At 62.6% G+C, this 18,512-nt stretch carries 13 protein-coding genes; 6 read left to right on the plus strand and 7 right to left on the minus strand.

Annotated features, from left to right (window positions below; genetic code table 11):
• Nucleotides 1-24 precede the first annotated feature (24 nt).
• Nucleotides 25-1,509, minus strand: coding sequence for a Do family serine endopeptidase (locus ABGT65_RS01240; RefSeq protein ID WP_346699401.1), 1,485 nt, complete (start codon nucleotides 1,507-1,509; stop codon nucleotides 25-27).
• A gap of 170 nt (nucleotides 1,510-1,679) precedes the next feature.
• Entirely contained in the window at nucleotides 1,680-2,984 is a 1,305-nt protein-coding gene (gene metK, locus ABGT65_RS01245) for a methionine adenosyltransferase (RefSeq protein WP_346699402.1), read from the minus strand.
• Nucleotides 2,985-3,026: 42 nt separating this feature from the next.
• Between metK and ABGT65_RS01250 the strand changes: the two genes are divergently transcribed.
• On the plus strand, nucleotides 3,027-3,338 hold the full coding sequence (locus ABGT65_RS01250; RefSeq protein WP_346699403.1) for a hypothetical protein: 312 nt from the start codon (nucleotides 3,027-3,029) through the stop codon (nucleotides 3,336-3,338).
• 13 nt (nucleotides 3,339-3,351) lie between these two features.
• Here the strand turns inward: ABGT65_RS01250 and ABGT65_RS01255 are convergent, their stop codons facing one another.
• From ABGT65_RS01255 to ABGT65_RS01270, 4 genes are all read right to left on the minus strand, one after another.
• Nucleotides 3,352-5,385 (minus strand): transketolase, encoded by a 2,034-nt coding sequence (locus ABGT65_RS01255; protein WP_346699404.1) that lies wholly within the window; start codon nucleotides 5,383-5,385, stop codon nucleotides 3,352-3,354.
• 101 nt (nucleotides 5,386-5,486) lie between these two features.
• The gene (gene clpX, locus ABGT65_RS01260; protein WP_346699405.1) at nucleotides 5,487-6,761 is read right to left on the minus strand and encodes an ATP-dependent Clp protease ATP-binding subunit ClpX; all 1,275 of its coding nucleotides are present in this window, start codon (nucleotides 6,759-6,761) and stop codon (nucleotides 5,487-5,489) included.
• 5 nt (nucleotides 6,762-6,766) lie between these two features.
• Nucleotides 6,767-7,435: an ATP-dependent Clp endopeptidase proteolytic subunit ClpP gene (gene clpP / locus ABGT65_RS01265; RefSeq protein ID WP_346699406.1), complete on the minus strand. Its 669-nt coding sequence runs from the start codon at nucleotides 7,433-7,435 to the stop codon at nucleotides 6,767-6,769.
• A 163-nt stretch (nucleotides 7,436-7,598) separates the two neighbouring features.
• On the minus strand, nucleotides 7,599-8,924 hold the full coding sequence (locus ABGT65_RS01270; protein ID WP_346699407.1) for a trigger factor: 1,326 nt from the start codon (nucleotides 8,922-8,924) through the stop codon (nucleotides 7,599-7,601).
• Nucleotides 8,925-9,085: 161 nt separating this feature from the next.
• On the opposite strand from ABGT65_RS01270, the gene ABGT65_RS01275 reads away from it, so the two are divergent.
• The 5 genes from ABGT65_RS01275 (at nucleotide 9,086) to rnr (ending at nucleotide 17,963) form a co-directional block, all read left to right on the plus strand.
• A complete protein-coding gene (locus ABGT65_RS01275; RefSeq protein WP_346699408.1) occupies nucleotides 9,086-9,910 on the plus strand; it encodes a glutaminyl-peptide cyclotransferase in 825 nt (274 codons plus the stop codon).
• A complete protein-coding gene (gene metH / locus ABGT65_RS01280) occupies nucleotides 9,907-13,539 on the plus strand; it encodes a methionine synthase (protein ID WP_346699409.1) in 3,633 nt (1,210 codons plus the stop codon). The genes ABGT65_RS01275 and metH overlap by 4 nt, the downstream gene beginning before the upstream one ends.
• 8 nt (nucleotides 13,540-13,547) lie before the next feature.
• Nucleotides 13,548-14,504, plus strand: a complete 957-nt coding sequence (locus ABGT65_RS01285; protein WP_346699410.1) for a methylenetetrahydrofolate reductase — start codon at nucleotides 13,548-13,550, stop codon at nucleotides 14,502-14,504.
• A 91-nt stretch (nucleotides 14,505-14,595) separates the two neighbouring features.
• On the plus strand, nucleotides 14,596-15,708 hold the full coding sequence (locus tag ABGT65_RS01290) for a M20 family metallopeptidase (protein ID WP_346703036.1): 1,113 nt from the start codon (nucleotides 14,596-14,598) through the stop codon (nucleotides 15,706-15,708).
• A gap of 8 nt (nucleotides 15,709-15,716) precedes the next feature.
• A complete protein-coding gene (gene rnr, locus ABGT65_RS01295) occupies nucleotides 15,717-17,963 on the plus strand; it encodes a ribonuclease R (RefSeq protein ID WP_346699411.1) in 2,247 nt (748 codons plus the stop codon).
• A 72-nt stretch (nucleotides 17,964-18,035) separates the two neighbouring features.
• On the opposite strand, the gene ABGT65_RS01300 is transcribed toward rnr, so the two are convergent.
• Nucleotides 18,036-18,491 (minus strand): ATPase, encoded by a 456-nt coding sequence (locus tag ABGT65_RS01300; RefSeq protein ID WP_346699412.1) that lies wholly within the window; start codon nucleotides 18,489-18,491, stop codon nucleotides 18,036-18,038.
• Between the last annotated feature and the right edge of the window lie 21 nt (nucleotides 18,492-18,512).

The following is an 18,512-nucleotide window of genomic DNA, read 5'->3' on the forward strand; positions in this document are numbered from 1 at the left end:
GGGAGCCCGCCTGCGGACAAGAGCCTATTCGACGAACATGTAGCTTGCCGAGCGGCCGTTGGGATAGACGCCGTCGATCGAACGGACCTTCTCGGTCATGCGCTGCATTTCGCTCAGCGAATAGACCGGGCGGTCGTTGATGTGCGTAATCACAAATCCCTGCTTGACGCGGGCCCGGGCCAGAATTCCGTCGGCCTTGATGCCGACCACCTGTACACCGCCCTTGATCTCGAGCTCACGGCACAGTTTGGTTCCCGCATCGGCGAACTTTCCGCCGAGGGCCTCGACCACGTCGACATCCTCTTTGGTCATCAATTCCGTTTTACCAGCCTTATTACGCAAAGTGACCGTAAATTGTTTCACCTCGCCGTCCCTTTTTACCGATAATTTGACCGTATCGTTGGGTCGGCGCTTGGCGATCTGCTCCTGCAGGGTCGACGGCTCGGTGATCTTCACGCCGTCGACGTCCAGAATCACGTCGCCCTTGCGGATCCCGGCCTCCGAAGCCGCACCGCCCTCGACGACACTCGCCACATAGGCACCGCCCAGCTCCTTGATGCCCAGCTCTTCACCCTCGGCGTCGAGGAAATCCTGATCCACCACACGGAACTGGATGCCCAGCAACGCACGCTGCACGACGCCGAACTCCTTCAGGTCGACCACCACCTTGCGGACGATCGACTCCGGGATGGCGAACGAATAGCCCACATAGCTTCCCGTCTGCGACTTGATGAGCGTATTGATGCCGACCAGCTCTCCGTGCGTGTTGACCAGCGCGCCGCCCGAGTTGCCGGGGTTGACCGCAGCGTCGGTCTGGATGAAGGATTCGATGCGGAAATCGTTCGGGATGGCACCCAACTGACGCGCCTTGGCGCTCACGATCCCGGCCGTGATGGTCGACTGCAGGTCGAACGGCGAGCCGATCGCCAGCACCCACTCACCCAGGCGCAGGGCGTCCGACGACCCGAAGGGCAGCGTCGGGAGATCCTTGGCCTCGACCTTCAGCAGCGCGAGGTCCGTCGCGGAGTCCGTACCGATGAGTTCGGCCTCGAACGTGCGGCCGTCGTTGAGTTTCACCTTGAGTTTCGAGGCGCCGTCCACGACATGGTTGTTCGTCACGATGTAGCCGTCCTCGGAGATGATGACACCCGAGCCGCCGGCCCGCTGTTCGCGGTACTGCGGACGGCCGTCACCGTAGCCGTAACCGTAATCCTGCGGAATGCCGAAGAACTCCAGGAAGGGATCATAGCCCCGGCGCGGCATCTCCACCTGCTGGATGGCCTCGATGTTCACCACGGCCTTCACGGCGTTCTCCGCGGCGTAGGTCAAATCGGGGTATTTATCGTTCTGATACGACGTGAAATGGTTGCCCAGCGACGGAGTACGTTCCACTTCGCGCTCGACATAGGCGACTTCGGTTCCGCGATTCCCGACCACGGCCCAGGCCGTGAGTCCTCCGGTTGCGGCCGCCAGGGCTGCAAAGCCCAAAAATAAAAATGCCTTTTTCATAGTTTCAAGAGTTTAGTGCTTGTTTTTGAGCGGCAATTTTCCTGCATAGGCATTGTTCTGAATCTCCTTTCGAGGGATAAACGGACAACATTGTCCGGTTAGTATGTCCGCTTCGCACAAAAAAATCGGGACACCCTCCCCGGATGTCCCGACCGTACAAGTTCCGTGCACTAAAGTCCGAACTCCCGGCGGATGGCATCCACGGCATCGAGTTTTTCCCAACCGAAGAACTCGATTTCACGCTCCACCTCACGGCCGTTCTCCCAGACCTTCTCCACCTTCGTGTAGGGGCGGTTGCCGAAGTGTCCGTAGGAGGCCGTAGCCTCGAAGATCGGGTTCTTCAGCCCGAAGCGCTTCACGATGGCTGCCGGACGCAGGTCGAAGAGCTTGCCGATGCGGCGGGCGATCTCCCCGTCGGTCATCCCTTCGAGGGCCTTCGGGCGCGGCGAACGGTAGGTGTCGACGTAGATCGACAGCGGTTGGGCGATGCCGATGGCGTAGCTCAACTCTACGAGCACCTGGTCGGCAACGCCTGCCGCCACGAGGTTCTTGGCGATGTGCCGCGCGGCATAGGCCGCCGACCGGTCCACCTTCGAGGAGTCCTTGCCCGAAAAGGCGCCGCCGCCGTGGGCGCCGCGCCCTCCGTAGGTATCGACGATGATCTTGCGGCCCGTGAGGCCCGTATCCCCGTGAGGGCCGCCGATCACAAACTTGCCCGTGGGGTTCACGTGCAGGATGTAGTCGTCGCCGATCAGCTCCGCCAGCTTGTCCCCGGCCCGTTCCAGACGCGCCTTCACGCGCGGAATGAGGATCGTGCGCACATCCTCGCGGATGCGCTCCTGCATCTGCCGCTCGGCCTCCTTCTCGCTCAGGCCACTGCCCGGGCGGATGAACTCGTCGTGCTGCGTCGAGACGACGATCGTATGCACGCGCAGCGGTTTGTTCGTTTTTTCATCATACTCGATCGTCACCTGCGACTTCGAGTCGGGGCGCAGGTAGGTCATCACCTTCCCTTCGCGGCGGATGACGGCCAGCTCCTTGAGAATCACATGCGAGAGGATCAGCGTCGCAGGCATCATCTCGCGCGTCTCGTTGCAGGCGTAGCCGAACATGATGCCCTGGTCACCGGCCCCCTGCTCCTCCTCGGCTTCGCGCTCGACGCCCTGGTTGATATCCGAGGACTGTTCGTGGATCGCCGAGAGAATGCCGCACGAGTTGCAGTCGAACTGGTATTCGCTCTTCGTGTAGCCGATGCGCTCGATCACGCGCCGGGCCACGCCCTGCACGTCGACATAGGCTTCCGAACGCACCTCGCCCGCCACGACCACGAGTCCCGTGGTACAGAGCGTCTCGCAGGCGACCTTCGAATTGGCGTCGTGGCGCAGGAATTCATCGAGAATGGCGTCGGAAATCTGGTCCGAGACCTTATCGGGGTGCCCTTCGGACACCGACTCCGATGTAAACAAAAAACCCATTTTGATCCGTTTTTTGAGGTTAAACGTATAAAATGGGAAAAATTGGCTGTTGAGAATAAAAAACGTGCTGTTTTAGCGATTTTTTATTGTGGTTTGCAATCAGTCAAATCTTTCCACATCTCCCCGCTTGACAGACGGGATCGCAAAGATAAGGTTTTTTTACGGGTTGACAAGCAATTTTTTCGAGTTTTTACAAAAATTGCACGCGCGTCCACCCTTACCTATAAATATAGACAGCAAAAGAGAGGAACGACCCGACGGTCTCTCCTCTCCTTTGCTTATCGGTTCCGGGAACTGCCGGCCCAACATCTTCCTCACCTCGGCGGCGGCTCGAAAACCGTTGCTGCCGGGTGATCCGTCCGGCTGCCTACTTCTTCAGCATCTTCTTCACCTCGGCAGCCACCGTCGCGCCATTGTAGCCGAACTTCTCGTCCAGCACCTTATAGGGAGCCGAATAGCCGAAGTGGTCGAGTCCGTGGATCATGCCCTGCTCGCCGACGAGCCCCAGCAGGTTCACCGGGAGCCCCGACGTCATGCCGTAACGCGGCAGCCCGGCCGGCAGCACCGACTCCTGGTACGACTTGGGCTGGTCGCGGAACACACCCTCGCTCGGGACACTCACCACACGCACGGCAATGCCTTCGGCCGCCAGCAGTTCGGCACCTTCGACCAGCGTCGAGACCTCCGAACCCGAAGCGATCAGCACCGCAGCCGGCTTCGCGGCATCCATCACCACGTAACCGCCTTTCGCAATCTGTGCGGCCTCCTCGCGGCGGCTGGCTCCCAGCGTCGGCAGGTTTTTGATATTTTGACGCGACAAAACCAAGGCCACGGGACGGTGCTCCTCGACGGCCAGTTTCCAGGCCATGACCGTCTCCTCGGCATCCGCCGGGCGCAGCACGACCATCGAACGCTCGCCCTGGTGGTTCTTCAGGTGCTCCATCAGGCGGATCTGCGCCTCGTGCTCCACGGGCTGGTGCGTCGGGCCGTCCTCGCCCACGCGGAACGAGTCGTGCGTCCAGACGTAGACCACGTGCAGGCGCATCAGCGCCGCAAGGCGCACCGCAGGCTTCATGTAGTCCGAGAAGACGAAGAACGTCCCGCAAACCGGAATCACGCCGCCGTGCAGCGCCATGCCGTTCATCACGCAGGCCATCGTCAGCTCCGAAACACCCGCCTGAAGGAATTTTCCGGAAAAGTCGCCCTTCGCAAAGGCTTTTGTCTTTTTCAAAAATCCGTCGGTCTTGTCCGAGTTCGACAGGTCGGCCGAAGCCACGATCATGTTGTCGATCTTCTCGGCATAGACGCCCAGCACCGTGGCCGAAGCGGCCCGCGTCGCGATGTCGGCCTTCATCTCGATCTGCTTGTAGTCGATCTCCGGCAGCTGGCCCGACAGGAACGAATCGAGTTTGATGGCCAGTTCCCTGTGCTCGCTGCGCCACGACTTCTCGACGGCAGCCTGCCGCAAAGCCCACTCCCGCAACGCCTCCCGGCGCTCGGCAAAGACCTCGCGGCTCTCCTCGAAGACCGCAAACGGATCGTCGGGATCTCCGCCCAGGTTGCGCACCGTGGCGGCGAAATCGGCCCCGGCAGCCGTCAGCGGCTGTCCGTGGGTCGAAACCCTGTTCTCGTAGCTCTCCCCTGCGGGGCCCTTGGCGCCCTTGCCCATCACCGTGCGGCCGATGATGAGCGTCGGGCGCTCCGTCTCGCTCTCGGCGGCAACCAGCGCCTCGCGGATCTCGTTGATGTTGTGCCCGTCGATCGACAGCACGTTCCAACCCCACGCCTCGTACTTCATGGCGACGTTTTCCGTGTCGACCTCATCGACTTTCGTCGAAAGCTGGATGTTGTTCGCATCGTAGAACATCACCAGGTTCGACAGCCCGAGGTGTCCGGCAATCCGGCCCACACCCTGCGAAATCTCCTCCTCGACGGCGCCGTCCGAAATGTAGGCGTAGGTCCGGTGAGCCATCCACTCGCCGAAGCGCGCCACCATGAAACGCTCGGCGATGGCGGCGCCCAGAGCCATCGCATGACCCTGACCGAGGGGTCCCGACGTATTCTCCACACCGCGCATCACATCCACCTCGGGATGCCCCGGCGTCACGCTGCCCCACTGGCGCAGCGACTGCAGGTCCTCGGTCGTATAGTGTCCCGCCAGCGAAAGCGTCGCATACAACATCGGCGACATGTGGCCCGGATCGAGGAAGAACCTATCCCGGAACGGATAATCCATCCGGTCGGGGTCGTAGCGCAGGAACTCGGCAAAGAGCACCGTGATGAAATCCGCGCCGCCCATCGCACCGCCCGGATGCCCCGATTTGGCCTTTTCCACCATCGCGGCCGACAGAATGCGGACATTGTCGGCAACACGCGTCAGTTTTGAATTCGTTGTAGACATAGAGTTAGTATTTTTTAACAGGTTTTTCAGGTTCCGGCCGGTCTATTCCCGGCAATCGGGAGCCCGGCAGCAAAGATAGCAAAAAAGCAAATAAAAAGAAACTATCCGACTTGCTTAAGCTCCAAAATTTTTGCTTTTTCTATCTTTTTCTTTGCATAGGGCAGGGTCACGGTAAACTTTCGCGCATCGGTCGACGGGAGGTCGAACATCGTGTCCATCATCACCGCCTCGCAGATCGAACGCAGGCCCCGAGCCCCGAGCTTGAACTCCACGGCCTTGTCGACGATGTAGTCCAGCACCTCGTCCGTGAAGGTCAGCTTCACGCCGTCCAGCTCGAACAGGCGCACATACTGCTTGATGATGGCGTTGCGCGGCTCGGTGAGGATCGAGCGCAGCGCCTCGCGGCCCAACGGCTGCATGTAGGTCAGCACCGGGAGGCGCCCCACCAGCTCGGGAATCAAACCGAAGGACTTGAGATCCTGGGGCGTGACGTACTGCATGAGGTTCGAACGGTCGATCGGGTCGGCATTGATCCGCCCGTAGCCCACGGCACGGGTATTGAGCCGCTGGGCGATCTTGCGCTCGATGCCGTCGAAGGCCCCGCCGCAGATGAAGAGGATGTTGCGCGTATCGACCTGGATGAACTTCTGTTCGGGGTGCTTGCGCCCGCCCTGGGGCGGGACGTTCACCACCGTCCCTTCGAGGATCTTCAGCAGCGCCTGCTGCACACCCTCGCCCGAAACGTCGCGCGTGATCGACGGGTTGTCGCTCTTGCGGGCGATCTTGTCGATCTCGTCGATGAAGACGATGCCGCGCTGGGCCTGCTCGACGTCGTAGTCGGCCACCTGCAGCAGCCGCGAGAGGATGCTCTCGACATCCTCGCCCACATACCCTGCCTCGGTGAGCACCGTGGCGTCCACAATCGTGAAGGGGACCTTCAGCAGCCTGGCGATCGTGCGGGCCATCAGGGTCTTGCCCGTTCCGGTGGGCCCCACGAGCACGATGTTCGACTTGTCGAGCTCCACCTCATCCTCCTTCGGGGCGTAGAGCAGCCGCTTGTAGTGGTTGTAGACCGCCACGGACAGGTAGCGTTTGGCGTCGTCCTGACCGATGACGTACTGGTCGAGGAACTCCTTGATCTCGGCGGGTTTCAGCAACTCCTCCTTCCTGAACGGAACGGCTTTCGAACGGCCCTTGCGGTCCGTGGCGACCTCGTTGTCGACCAGGATCCGGTAACCGTTCTCGATGCACTTGTTGCAGATGTTGGCCCCGTCCACGCCCTGGAACATGATCTCCACTTCCGAGCGTTTGGCGCCGCAGAACGAGCAGCTGTCGCCGCCGTTCCTGTTGTTATTGTTGTTTCGGTTCTGTGCCATGCGGGTTATTTCTCACGTTTGGAAAGCACGTTGTCGATCAGGCCGTACTCCTTAGCCTCCCGGGCCGAAAGCCAGTAGTCGCGGTCGGCATCCTTCTCGATCTTGCGGACCGACACCCCGGAATGGGCTGCGAGGATCTCGTAGAGTTCGCGTTTGGTTTTCAGGATCTCGCGGGCCGTGATCTCGATGTCGGAGGCCTGGCCCTGGGCGCCGCCGAGCGGCTGGTGGATCATCACCCGCGAATGGGGCAAAGCGGCCCGCTTGCCGTGGGTCCCGGCCGTGAGCAGCACGGCGCCCATCGAGGCGGCCAGCCCGGTGCAGATGGTCCCGACGTCGCACGAGACGAGCTGCATCGTGTCGTAGATCCCCAACCCTGCCGAGACGGAACCCCCCGGGGAGTTGATGTAGATCTGGATATCCTTCTCGGGGTCGACCGACTCGAGGAAGAGCAACTGCGCCTGGATGATATTGGCGGCATCGTCGTAGATCGGGGCTCCGAGGAAGATGATGCGGTCCATCATCAAGCGGGAGAAAACATCCATCGTGGCGACATTCAACTGGCGCTCCTCGATAATCGTCGGCGAGACATAGGCCGCACTGATCGACTGGAAATCATGCAGTTTCAGCGAACTGATCCCGCAATGCTTTCGCGCGTATTTTTCAAATTCGGACATATTTTTTCAATCTGGTTTCATTCCATCCCCTGAATCGGCAGCAGGCACCGGAGGGGGGGGGTGAAGAATTCGGCCCGGTCCGGGTTGCCACCTGCACAAGAAAAGGACTTTGCAAACATCGCGCCTGCAAAGTCCAAAGATAATCAAAAATCGGCGAATAATCCTAAAGCTCCTTTGCCAATTTCGCGAAATCCTCGGCGGAGACGGACTTTTCCGTCACCTTGATCTTCGATTTCACATCCTCGACGACCTTCGTCTCGAAGAGCTTCTCGTAGATCTTCTGTCCCTGCTCCTTGTCGGCAAGGATCTTCTCGGCGTAACCGGCCAGCATGTCGTCCGGAGCCGACGGCATTCCGTACTGCGCGAACTGGGCGGCAGCCAGCGCCTTGGCCTCGGCCGTAGCCTCTTCCTTCGTCACGGTGAGGTTGTCGGCCTTGATGAAGTGCTTCTGGAGGTAGTTCCAGGTGAACATCTTCAGGAACTGGTCGAAATCCTTCTCGATCTCCTCCATCGTGAACTTGCCCTCGTTGATCGTGTAGAGCCAGCGCTTGAGGAACGCCTCGGGCATCTTCAGATCGGCCTTCTTGACGAGATAGTCGCGCAGTTGCAGCGTGAAGAGGTAATCGCTCTCGCGGCGCAGCTCGCTCTCGATCTGCGTGTCGATGAGCTTGTCGAATCCGGCCTCATCGGTGACATCCCCCTGCGGGAAGGCCATCTTGAAGAACTCCCCGTTCAATTCGGGCTCGGCGAACTTGCGGATCTTGGTGATCTCCATCTCGAACTCGGGATTGATGCCCTCCAGCTCGTTCTCCTTGACCTGCAGGCAGGCGGCGCGCTGTGCCGGGTTCTTGTAGAGCTCGTTGATGTTCACGTGCATCTTGTCGCCTACCTTCTTGCCCTGGAAAGGCTTGCGCTCCTCCTCCGACATCGAGATCAGCCCCACGTAGGCGTCGGCCACGTTCATGTCGCCGTTGTCGAGCGTCACGGTCAGCGCCTCGTCCGAAGTCACCGTATCGACATCCACCAGGCGGCCGTAGCGGCGCAAGTAGTTCGAGCGGTAGTCGTCGTGCATCTTCTTGTCGACCTTGATCTTGTTGTAGGTCAGCTTGTCCTTGTCCGAGAGCTCGAGGTTGATGGCCGGGGCCTCACCGATCTCGAAGACGAACTCGAATTCGGTGTTGTTCTCGAAGTCGAAAGCGCCCTGCTCCTCGGCCGGGATTACATCGCCGAGGTAGTCGATGCCCTCCTTCTGGAGGTATTCGAAAACGGCATTGGAGGCCGTGCGGTAGGACTGCTCGGCCACGACACCCTTGCCGTACATCTTGCGGATGATGCCCATCGGGACCATGCCGGGGCGGAAGCCCGGGATGTTGGCCTTGCGACGGTAGTCGCGCAGCGCCTTTTCGACCTCCTGGCCGTAATCGGCCTCGCCGACGGTCACGCGGATCAGCGAGTTGTTCTCGCCGTGTTGTTCTCTTACAATGTTCATAATGAATGTATTATATCTGATTTCTAACGTTTTCCGCTCGGAATCGGGAGGCAAAGATATGAAATTATTCCCATCCCGGCAACAGAAACTCCCATAATATAAAGGAAATTATGATTTATGGTTTGCTTTTCGTAACTTTGCAGGATATATCGCTCCGAAAGATGAAACTTGCAACGATCCTTTTGCTGACGACGCTCCTGCTCTCCGCCTGCGGGAACTCCGCGGCACGCTCCGCCAGGCGCGCGCCGAAGGGTGCCGCAACCGCAGCCGCCGTGCAGCCCGAACCGAAACAATACACCTACCGTGTGAAGGCCTCCTACCCTCATTCGACGAAGGCCTACACGCAGGGGCTGCTCTGGCACGACGGGCAACTCTGGGAGGGGACCGGACAGCACGGCGAGTCGGTGGTGCAGACCCTCGATCTCGAAACGGGCCGCAGCCACGAGATGGCGCGCCTGCCGCGCTCGGAGTTCGGCGAGGGGATCGCCATCCTCGGCGGCGAGCTCTTCCAGCTCACCTGGCAGTCGAACACCGTGCACGTCTACCGCCTGACGGACTCCGGGCTCGAAAAGGTACGCGACCACCGCTACCCGGGCGAGGGATGGGGGCTGACGACTGACGGCGAAAAGCTCTACATGAGCGACGGCTCGGCCAACCTCTACACGGTGGACCCGACGACTTTCCGCCGCGAGAAGCGCGTGACGGTCACCTGGCGCGGCGAGGCGGTGCCCTACCTCAACGAGCTGGAGTGGATCGACGGCCGCATCTGGGCCAATGTCTACACGACGGACCAGGTGGTCATCATCGACCCGGCAACGGGGCGCGTCGAGGGGGTTGTGGACCTCGCGGGGCTGCTGCCCGCCGGGGAGCATACGCCGACGACCGACGTGCTGAACGGCATCGCCTGGGACCCCGACTCGAAACGCCTCTTCGTCACGGGCAAGAACTGGAGCAAACTCTTCGAAATAGAGATCATCGAACAATGATACCGACAGATACGAAAAACGACACGCTGCAGGCGCTTCTGGCGCGCCGCATCCTGCTGCTCGACGGCGGATTCGGCACCATGGTCCAGGGCTACGGGCTGCAGGAGGAGGCCTACCGCGGCGAACGCTTCCGCACGTGGGACGTCCAGCTCAAGGGGTGCAACGACCTGCTCGCGCTGACCCGCCCCGAGGTGGTGCGCGAAATCCACGAGAAGTACCTCGCGGCCGGTGCCGACATCATCGAAACCGACTCGTTCAATGCCAACGCCGTGTCGCTGGCCGACTACCGGCTCGAAGCCTTCGCCTACGAGATGTCGCGGGCCGCGGCCGAGGTGGCCCGTGCGGCGGCCGACGCCTTCACGGCGCGCAACCCGCAGAAACCCCGCTTCGTCGTCGGCTCGATGGGCCCCACGAACCGCACGGCCTCGATGTCGGCCGACGTGGCCAACCCCGCGGCCCGCGAGGTGACCTTCCGGCAGCTGGTCGACGCCTACACCGAGCAGGCCCGCGGCCTGATGGACGGCGGGGCGGACGTGCTGCTCGTCGAGACGGTCTTCGACACGCTCAACGCCAAGGCCGCGCTCTACGCCATCGACCGCCTGTGCGAAGCGCGCGGGCAGCGGATCCCGGTGATGGTCTCGGGAACGCTGGCCGATGCCAGCGGCCGCACCCTCTCGGGGCAGACCGTCGAGGCCTTCGCCGCTTCGGTCGCGCACGCCCGGCTGCTGTCGATCGGCCTGAACTGCGCCTACGGCGCCCGGCAGCTGATGCCCTACCTCGAACGGCTGGCCGCCGTGGCCGAGACCCGCATCTCGGCCCATCCGAACGCCGGGCTCCCGAACGTCATGGGCGGCTACGACGAAACCCCCGAGATGTTCGCCGAGGATGTCGGCGAGTACATGCGCCGCGGGCTGGTGAACATCGTCGGCGGCTGCTGCGGAACCACCCCGGCGCACATCCTCGAACTGGCGAAGATCGTCGGCCGCTATACGCCGCGCCCGCTGCCCGAGCCGCGTCACGAAACGGTGCTCGCCGGGCTGGAGCCCCTGCGGGTGGTCCCCGAGGCCAACTTCATCAACATCGGCGAGCGCACGAACGTCGCCGGATCGGCGAAGTTCGCCCGGCTGATCCGCGAGGGCAACTACGAGGAGGCCCTCTCGGTGGCCCGCGCACAGGTCGAGGCCGGGGCGCAGGTGGTCGACGTCTGCATGGACGACGGACTGATCGACGGGCCCGCGGCGATGCGGACGTTCCTCAACCTGATGGCTTCGGAACCCGAGATCGCCCGCGTACCGGTGATGGTCGACTCCTCGAAGTGGGAGGTACTTCAAGCGGGACTTGAAGTGACGCAGGGCAAGTCGGTGGTCAACTCCATCTCGCTGAAGGAGGGCGAGGCGGAGTTTCTGCGCCGTGCGGCGGAGATTCACCGCTACGGAGCCGCCGCCGTGGTGATGCTCTTCGACGAACGCGGCCAGGCCGACACCTTCGAGCGCAAGATCGAGGTTGCCGAACGCGCCTACCGCCTGCTGACCGAAAACGGCTTCCCGGCCGAAGACATTATTTTCGATCCCAACGTGCTGGCCGTCGCCACGGGGATCCCCGAACACGACGGCTATGCCAAGGCCTTCATCGACGCGACACGCTGGATCAAGGAGCACCTGCCCCATGCGAAGGTTTCGGGCGGCGTCTCGAACCTCTCGTTCGCCTTCCGCGGCAACAACGCCGTGCGCGAGGCGATGCACTCGGCGTTCCTCTACCACGCGATCCGCGCCGGAATGGACATGGGGATCGTCAACCCCCAGATGCTGCGCGTCTACAGCGAGATCGAACCCGCGCTGCTCGAACGCGTCGAGGATGTGATCCTCTGCCGCCGGGCCGATGCCGCCGAACGCCTCACGGAGTATGCCCACGAGGTGCAGCAGACGGCCCAGACCCAGCCACAGGCCCCCGATGCGTGGCGCAGCGGCTCGCTCGAAGAGCGCATCGACCACGCCATGCTCAAGGGCATTGCCGACTGGATCGAGGCGGATGCCCTGGAGGGTTACCAGGCGCTCGGAAGCCCGATGGAGGTGATCGACCGGCTGCTGATGCCCGCCATGGAGCGCGTCGGCGTATTGTTCGGCGAGGGCAAGATGTTCCTCCCGCAAGTGGTCAAGACGGCCCGCGTGATGAAACGCGCCGTGGCGGTGCTGACCCCCTACATCGAACAGGGCGCCGCCGTGTCGGCCCATTCGGCCGGGAAGGTCGTGATCGCCACCGTCAAGGGCGACGTCCACGACATCGGCAAGAACATCGTCGCGGTGGTGATGGCCTGCAACGGATACGAGATCCGCGACCTGGGCGTCATGGTCGAGGCCGAGCGCATCGTCGACGAGGCCGTGGCGTGGGGCGCGCAGGCGATCTGTCTGAGCGGGCTGATCACGCCGTCGCTCGACGAGATGGCCCACGTCTGCCAGGAGTTGGAACGCCGCGGACTGCGCATCCCGGTCATCATCGGCGGCGCCACGACCTCCGAACTCCACACGGCCGTAAAGATCGCTCCGGTCTACTCCGGCGCAGTGGTCCACTCGGCCAACGCCAGCCAGAATACCCAGATCCTCGCCCGCCTGACCGGCGACGGCGCCGAGGCCTACGTCGCCGAGGTGAAGCAAAAGCAGGCCTCGCTCCGCGAAGAGTATGCCCGCCGGCTGCGCGAACGCGACCTCATCCCGATCGTCGAGGTCCGCAAGGCCCGCCGCGGGGCACCGGCACACCAGCCCGTCAAGCCGCTCCACCCGGGGCGCATGGTCTTCCCCGACTTCGACATCGCCGATGCCGAACCCTTCATCGACTGGAACTTCTTCTTCCCGGCCTGGGGGCTCAAGGGGCATTATCCGGAAATTCTCGACCATTCCGAAAAGGGTGCCGAGGCCCGCAAGCTCTTCGACGACGCACAGGCCCTGCTGGCCCGGATCAGCGACCAACGGCTGCTGACCCTGCAGGGCGTCGTGGGGATCTTCCCCGCCCGTGCCGAGAAGGACGACATCATCGTCACCGACACCAAGGGGCGCGAAAAGCGGCTCCCGATGCTCCGCAACCAGACCCGCGGCGAGGAGAACCGCTCGCTCGCAGACTGGATCGCCCCCCAGGGCGACTGGATCGGGTGCTTCGCACTGACGGCCGGAATCGGTCTGAAAAAACTCGAAGAGCAGTTCCGCAGCGAGGGCGACGACTACTCGGCGATCCTCTCGAAGCTGCTGGCCGACCGCCTTACGGAGGCCTTTGCCGAGGCCGTGCACACCTTCGTGCGGCGGCAGATGTGGGGCTACGAAACCTCCGAGAAGCTCGACATCCCGCGCATCATCCGCGGCGACTACCGCGGGCGCCGCATGGCCTTCGGATACCCCGCCTCGCCCGACCACTCGCTCAAGCGCGAGGTCTTCGACCTGCTCGCCGTCGAGGCCACGACCGGAATGCACCTCACGGAGAACTGGATGATCGATCCCGGCGAGGCGCTCTGCGGGCTGATGTTCGCCGACGCCGAATACTTCTCCGTCGGGACCATCGACACCAAACAGCTGCTCGACTACGCCCGCCGCCGCGGACTGGAGGTCGAACAGATCAAGAAACTCATCCCCAACAACCTCTGACACGCATCATGAACGTAGTCGATATTATCCACGAGGCGATCGCCACGAAACGAACCAGGTTCGCCTTCGAACTCCTCCCGCCGCTCAAGGGCGACGGAAGCCAGAAGATTTTCGCAGCCATCGAGCCGCTGATGCCCTACGACCCGGCCTACATCAATATCACCTTCCACCGCGAAGGAATCAAGGAGACCGTGCGCGAGGACGGCAGCGTCGACTGGCACGTCGTCCGCCGACGCCCCGGAACGGTCGGCATCTCGGCCGCCATCCAGCACCGCTACGGCGTGGAGGTCGTGCCCCATCTGATCTGCGGCGGCCTCTCGAAGTACGACATCGAGGACACGCTGATCGACATGGATTTCCTCGGGCTGCACAACGTCCTGGCCCTGCGCGGCGACAAGTCGCAGAACGAGCGCCGGTTCATGCCGCACCCCCAGGGCCATGCCCACGCCATCGACCTCGTGCGGCAGATCGACGGCATGAACCACGGCCGCTTCATCGACGGAGAGGTCGAGGAGTGCCACCATTCGAAATTCTCGATCGGCGTGGCCGGCTATCCCGAAGTCCACTTCGAGGCCCGTGACATCACCTCCGACATCGCCCACCTCAAGGCCAAGATCGATGCCGGAGCCGAGTACGTCATCACGCAGATGTTCTTCGACAACCGCAGGTATTTCGATTTCGTGCGCCGCTGCCGCGAGGCCGGGATCACCGTGCCGATCATCCCGGGGCTGAAACCCCTCTCGACGCTCCGCCACCTGGAGGTGCTGCCCGAGACGTTCAGCGTCGAGATCCCCGAAGAACTCGTCCGCGAGGTGAAGGCCCATCCCGAAAGCGTCAAGCAGATCGGAACCGAATGGACCATCGCCCAGAGCCGCGAACTCATGGCCGCAGGCGTCCCCGTGCTGCACTACTACACGATGAGCCGCACGACCAACATCCAGAAGATCGTCGCGGCGCTCTTCTGACAACGATACCGGTGGGCGTGCCGCCTCCGGAGCCTTTCGGAGCGCGCCCCGCAACTGAAACCTTCAAATTCCCATGGAAAGCGAATTAGAGATCACACCCGTCGAATTCCGGCGCCACCTGCACGCCCATCCCGAACTCTCGTTCCGGGAGCACGACACGGCCGCCTTCATCGAAACGCAACTCGACCGGCTCGGAATCGGACACCGCCGAATCGCCCAAACCGGCGTGCTGGCAACCATCCGGGGGACGAAAACCCCCGAAAACGACAAACATGCCGTCGTGCTGCGCGCCGACATCGACGCCCTGCCCATTACCGAACAAAACGACGTCCCGTGGCGGTCGCAAAACGACGGCGTCATGCACGCCTGCGGACACGACGTCCATGCCGCCGTGCTCTTCGGGGTTGTGCAGCAGCTCGCCGCCGCACCCGCATTCCGGGGTACGGTTCTGGCCCTCTTCCAGCCCGGCGAGGAGTGCAACCCCGGCGGCGCCTCGCTCGTGCTGGCCGAGAAGCCATTCGACGGCTACGATATCCGGGCCGTCGTCGGCGAGCACGTTGAATCGCAAATGGAGGTCGGTACCCTGGGATTCCGGGCCGGGAAGTACATGGCCGCCAGCGACGAACTCCGCTTCCGCATCCACGGATCGGGCGGGCACGGCGCCATGCGCAAGCAGCTCAAGGATCCCGTGGCCGCCGGGGCTGAATTCCTCACCCGGCTGCTCGCCCTCAACGGCGAGGAGTGCGTCCTCTCGATCGGGCGTGTCGAGGCCGCCGGAGCCACGAACATCGTCCCCGACGAAGTCTACATGGAGGGGACGCTCCGCACCTTCGACGAGCAGGAACGCGGAATCATCCACCGCCGCATCGGCAACATCGCCGCGGAGATCGATTCCCGCTACGGCGTCTCGACGCGCGTGGACATCAGCCACGGCTATCCGTGCGTCGTGAACGACGAACTGCTCGTCAAACGCGCCGTGACCCTCGCCAAGGCCGACGGCCTGAAGGTCGAGATGCTGCCCCTGCGCACCACGGCCGAGGATTTCGGGTTCTACTGCCGCCAGTACCCCTCGATCTTCTACCGGCTCGGCGTGGGAACCGCCGCCGGTCGCTCCCATACGGGCTCCTTCAACCCCGATGAACGTGCCATCGATACGGGTATCGGATTCATGTACAGGCTGGCCCTGCAAATTCTGGAAAAATAATGACGACGATGAATAAGAAACAGCAACGACGTTCAGACAAAGGGGCGAAACGCTCCGACCGCGCGGAGATCATTCTCCACCTGCTCCGGGATTTCCCGAACACACAATACACGCTCAAATACCTCGCGTCGGTATCGGGCGGCGCCTCGAAGGAGGGACGACGCGAAACCTTCGAGATCCTCAGCCGACTCTTCGATGAAGGAATCGTCGAGGAGTGCTCGCGCGAAAAGTACCGCCTCTCGCAGCAGCACCGCCCCCTCTACGAAGGAGTTGCCAGCATGACCCAGTCGGGCGCCGTCTACGTCGCGGTCGAAGGGCTCGAAGAGGAGATCTTCGTCAACCCCCGCAATACGGGCAACGCGCTCGACGGAGACCGCGTCGAGGTGGCCGTCATCCACCGCAGCCGCGACGGAAAATTCGAAGGCGAGGTCACGCGCATCCTCGAACGGAGCCGCAAACCCTATGTCGGCATCGCCGAAGTCGGGGCCCATCAGATCTTCGTCCGGGCCGATTCGCGCCGGATGCCCATGGACATCTACCTATCCCGACGCACCTATCCCGACGTGCGCGACGGCGAGAAGGTCGTCGTGCGCATCGTCGACTGGCAGCCCGGAAGCAAAAGCCCCGTCGGGGAGCTCGTCGAACGCCTCGGCATCGCCGGGAACAATGACACCGAGATGCACGCCATCCTGGCCGAATACGACCTTCCCTACCGCTTCGAACCCGAAGTCGAGGAGGCCGCCGCAGCCATCGACGATCGTGTCACGGCCCATGAAATCGCCCGGCGCCGCGACTTCCGCAAGGTGACGACCTTCACCGTCGACCCCGCCGACGCCAAGGATTTCGACGACGCACTCTCGGTGCGCAAGGTCAAGGACGGCGTCTGGGAGATCGGCGTACACATCGCCGACGTCACCCATTATGTCAAACCCCACTCCGTCATCGACGACGAGGCCGTCGAGCGCGGCACCTCGGTCTATCTCGTCGACCGAACCGTCCCGATGCTCCCCGAACGCCTCTCCAACGAGCTCTGCTCGCTGCGCCCCAACGAGACGAGCCTCTGCTTCTCGGCCGTCTTCACCCTCAACGAGAACCTCGAAATCCTCGACGAGTGGTTCGGGCGCACGGTCATCCACTCCGACCGCCGCTTCACCTACGCCGAAGCCCAGGAGGTGATCGAAACCGGACGCGGCGACTTCGCCGAGGAGATCCTCACCCTCAACCGGCTGGCCCAGGCCCTGCGTGCCCAGCGATTCAGGAACGGCGCCATCTCCTTCGAACGCGAAGAGGTCAAGTTCCGGCTCGACGACGACGGAAAACCCCTCGGCGTCTACTTCAAGGAGCAGAAGGAGTCCAACCAGATGATCGAGGAGTTCATGCTGCTGGCCAACCGCCGCGTCGCCGAATTCTGCGCACACCGCCGCAACGAGAAGGGCCGCGCCATCCCCCGCACGATGGTCTTCCGCGTCCACGACGCCCCGAGCGAGGAGAAACTCGACCGTTTCCGGCAGTTCATCCTCCGCTTCGGACACGTTTTCAAGGCCTCGAAGGGCCGCGCCGTGGCCCGCGAGATGAACAGGCTCTTCAAGCAGATCAAGGGCTCGACCGAGGAGAACGCCGTCTCGACGATGGCCGTGCGCTCCATGGCCAAAGCCTTCTACACGACCGACAACATCGGCCACTACGGACTCGCATTCCAATACTACACCCACTTCACCTCGCCCATCCGCCGCTACCCCGACATGATGGTCCACCGCCTGCTGGCACACTACCTCGACGGCGGAAAGTCGGTCGACAAGGAGCCCGTCGAGGAACTCTGCGCAAGGGCCTCCGACCGCGAGATCGTCGCCGCCGAAGCCGAACGCGCCTCGATCAAGTACAAGATGGTCGAATTCATGAAGCAGCACATCGGCGAGGAGTTCGAAGGACACATCTCCGGACTCACCGAGTGGGGCGTCTACGTCGAGTTGGACGAAACCCACATCGAGGGCATGTCCTTCCTGCGCGACATCGAAGGCGACTTCTTCTTCTTCGACGAGCAGCAGTACGAGATCATCGGCCGCTCGACCGGGATTCGCCTGACCCTGGGTGACGCCGTGCGCATCCGCGTGAAGCGCGCCGACCTCCAGAAACGACAGCTCGACTTCGAGCTGCTGCTGCCGGGCGTCGAGGCCCGCCGCGGCCGCAGCACCGACGAGCGCGGCAAAGGCCGGGGCCCAAAGGTCCGCTCCTCGACCCGCCGCAGGGGCCGCTGAAAGGCCTGACATGCTCCTGTCCCAACAAAAAACCCGCCTCGAAAGGCGGGTTTTTCCGTACGGTCCGGAAGATCAGATGGCTCCGGCGATCAGGAAGATGGCGGCAACCGTCAGAATCGCGTACAACTCCGGGAAGGCGGCCAGAATCAGCGTCTTGCCCATCACGTCGTGGCCGTTGCCGATTGCAGCGATGCCGTCGGCGCAGACCTTGGCCTGATAATACGACGACGCCAGGCAGACCAGACCCGTCAGCAGTCCCGCACCGAAAATGGCCGCACCCTGCAACAGGGTCATCGACTCCGTCAGGAAGCCCTTGATGATGAAGTAGCCCACGAAGCCGTAAAGGCCCTGCGATCCCGGGATAGCCGAGAGGATCATGTAGCTGCCGAAGGCTCCGGCATTCTTCTTCATGGCGCCGATCGACGCCTGGCCCGCCACCGACGTGCCCACGCAGCTCGCTACGCCCGAAAGGCCCACCATCAACGCTACGCCGATGTAGCCCAAAATAATTGCAGTTGTTGTTTCCATAGCTTTACTTGTTTTTCAGTT

It is taken from the genome of uncultured Alistipes sp. (assembly GCF_963931675.1).
In the GTDB taxonomy this organism is placed as follows: domain Bacteria; phylum Bacteroidota; class Bacteroidia; order Bacteroidales; family Rikenellaceae; genus Alistipes.

Excerpts from the sequence above, each read along its gene's own strand:
- ABGT65_RS01240 (WP_346699401.1), bottom strand. The coding sequence starts at position 1,509 with ATGAAAAAGGCATTTTTATTTTTGGGCTTTGCAGCCCTGGCGGCCGCA.
- metK (WP_346699402.1), bottom strand. The coding sequence starts at position 2,984 with ATGGGTTTTTTGTTTACATCGGAGTCGGTGTCCGAAGGGCACCCCGAT.
- ABGT65_RS01255 (WP_346699404.1), bottom strand. The coding sequence starts at position 5,385 with ATGTCTACAACGAATTCAAAACTGACGCGTGTTGCCGACAATGTCCGC.
- clpX (WP_346699405.1), bottom strand. The coding sequence starts at position 6,761 with ATGGCACAGAACCGAAACAACAATAACAACAGGAACGGCGGCGACAGC.
- clpP (WP_346699406.1), bottom strand. The coding sequence starts at position 7,435 with ATGTCCGAATTTGAAAAATACGCGCGAAAGCATTGCGGGATCAGTTCG.
- ABGT65_RS01270 (WP_346699407.1), bottom strand. The coding sequence starts at position 8,924 with ATGAACATTGTAAGAGAACAACACGGCGAGAACAACTCGCTGATCCGC.
- ABGT65_RS01275 (WP_346699408.1), top strand. The coding sequence starts at position 9,086 with ATGAAACTTGCAACGATCCTTTTGCTGACGACGCTCCTGCTCTCCGCC.
- metH (WP_346699409.1), top strand. The coding sequence starts at position 9,907 with ATGATACCGACAGATACGAAAAACGACACGCTGCAGGCGCTTCTGGCG.
- ABGT65_RS01285 (WP_346699410.1), top strand. The coding sequence starts at position 13,548 with ATGAACGTAGTCGATATTATCCACGAGGCGATCGCCACGAAACGAACC.
- rnr (WP_346699411.1), top strand. The coding sequence starts at position 15,717 with ATGAATAAGAAACAGCAACGACGTTCAGACAAAGGGGCGAAACGCTCC.
- ABGT65_RS01300 (WP_346699412.1), bottom strand. The coding sequence starts at position 18,491 with ATGGAAACAACAACTGCAATTATTTTGGGCTACATCGGCGTAGCGTTG.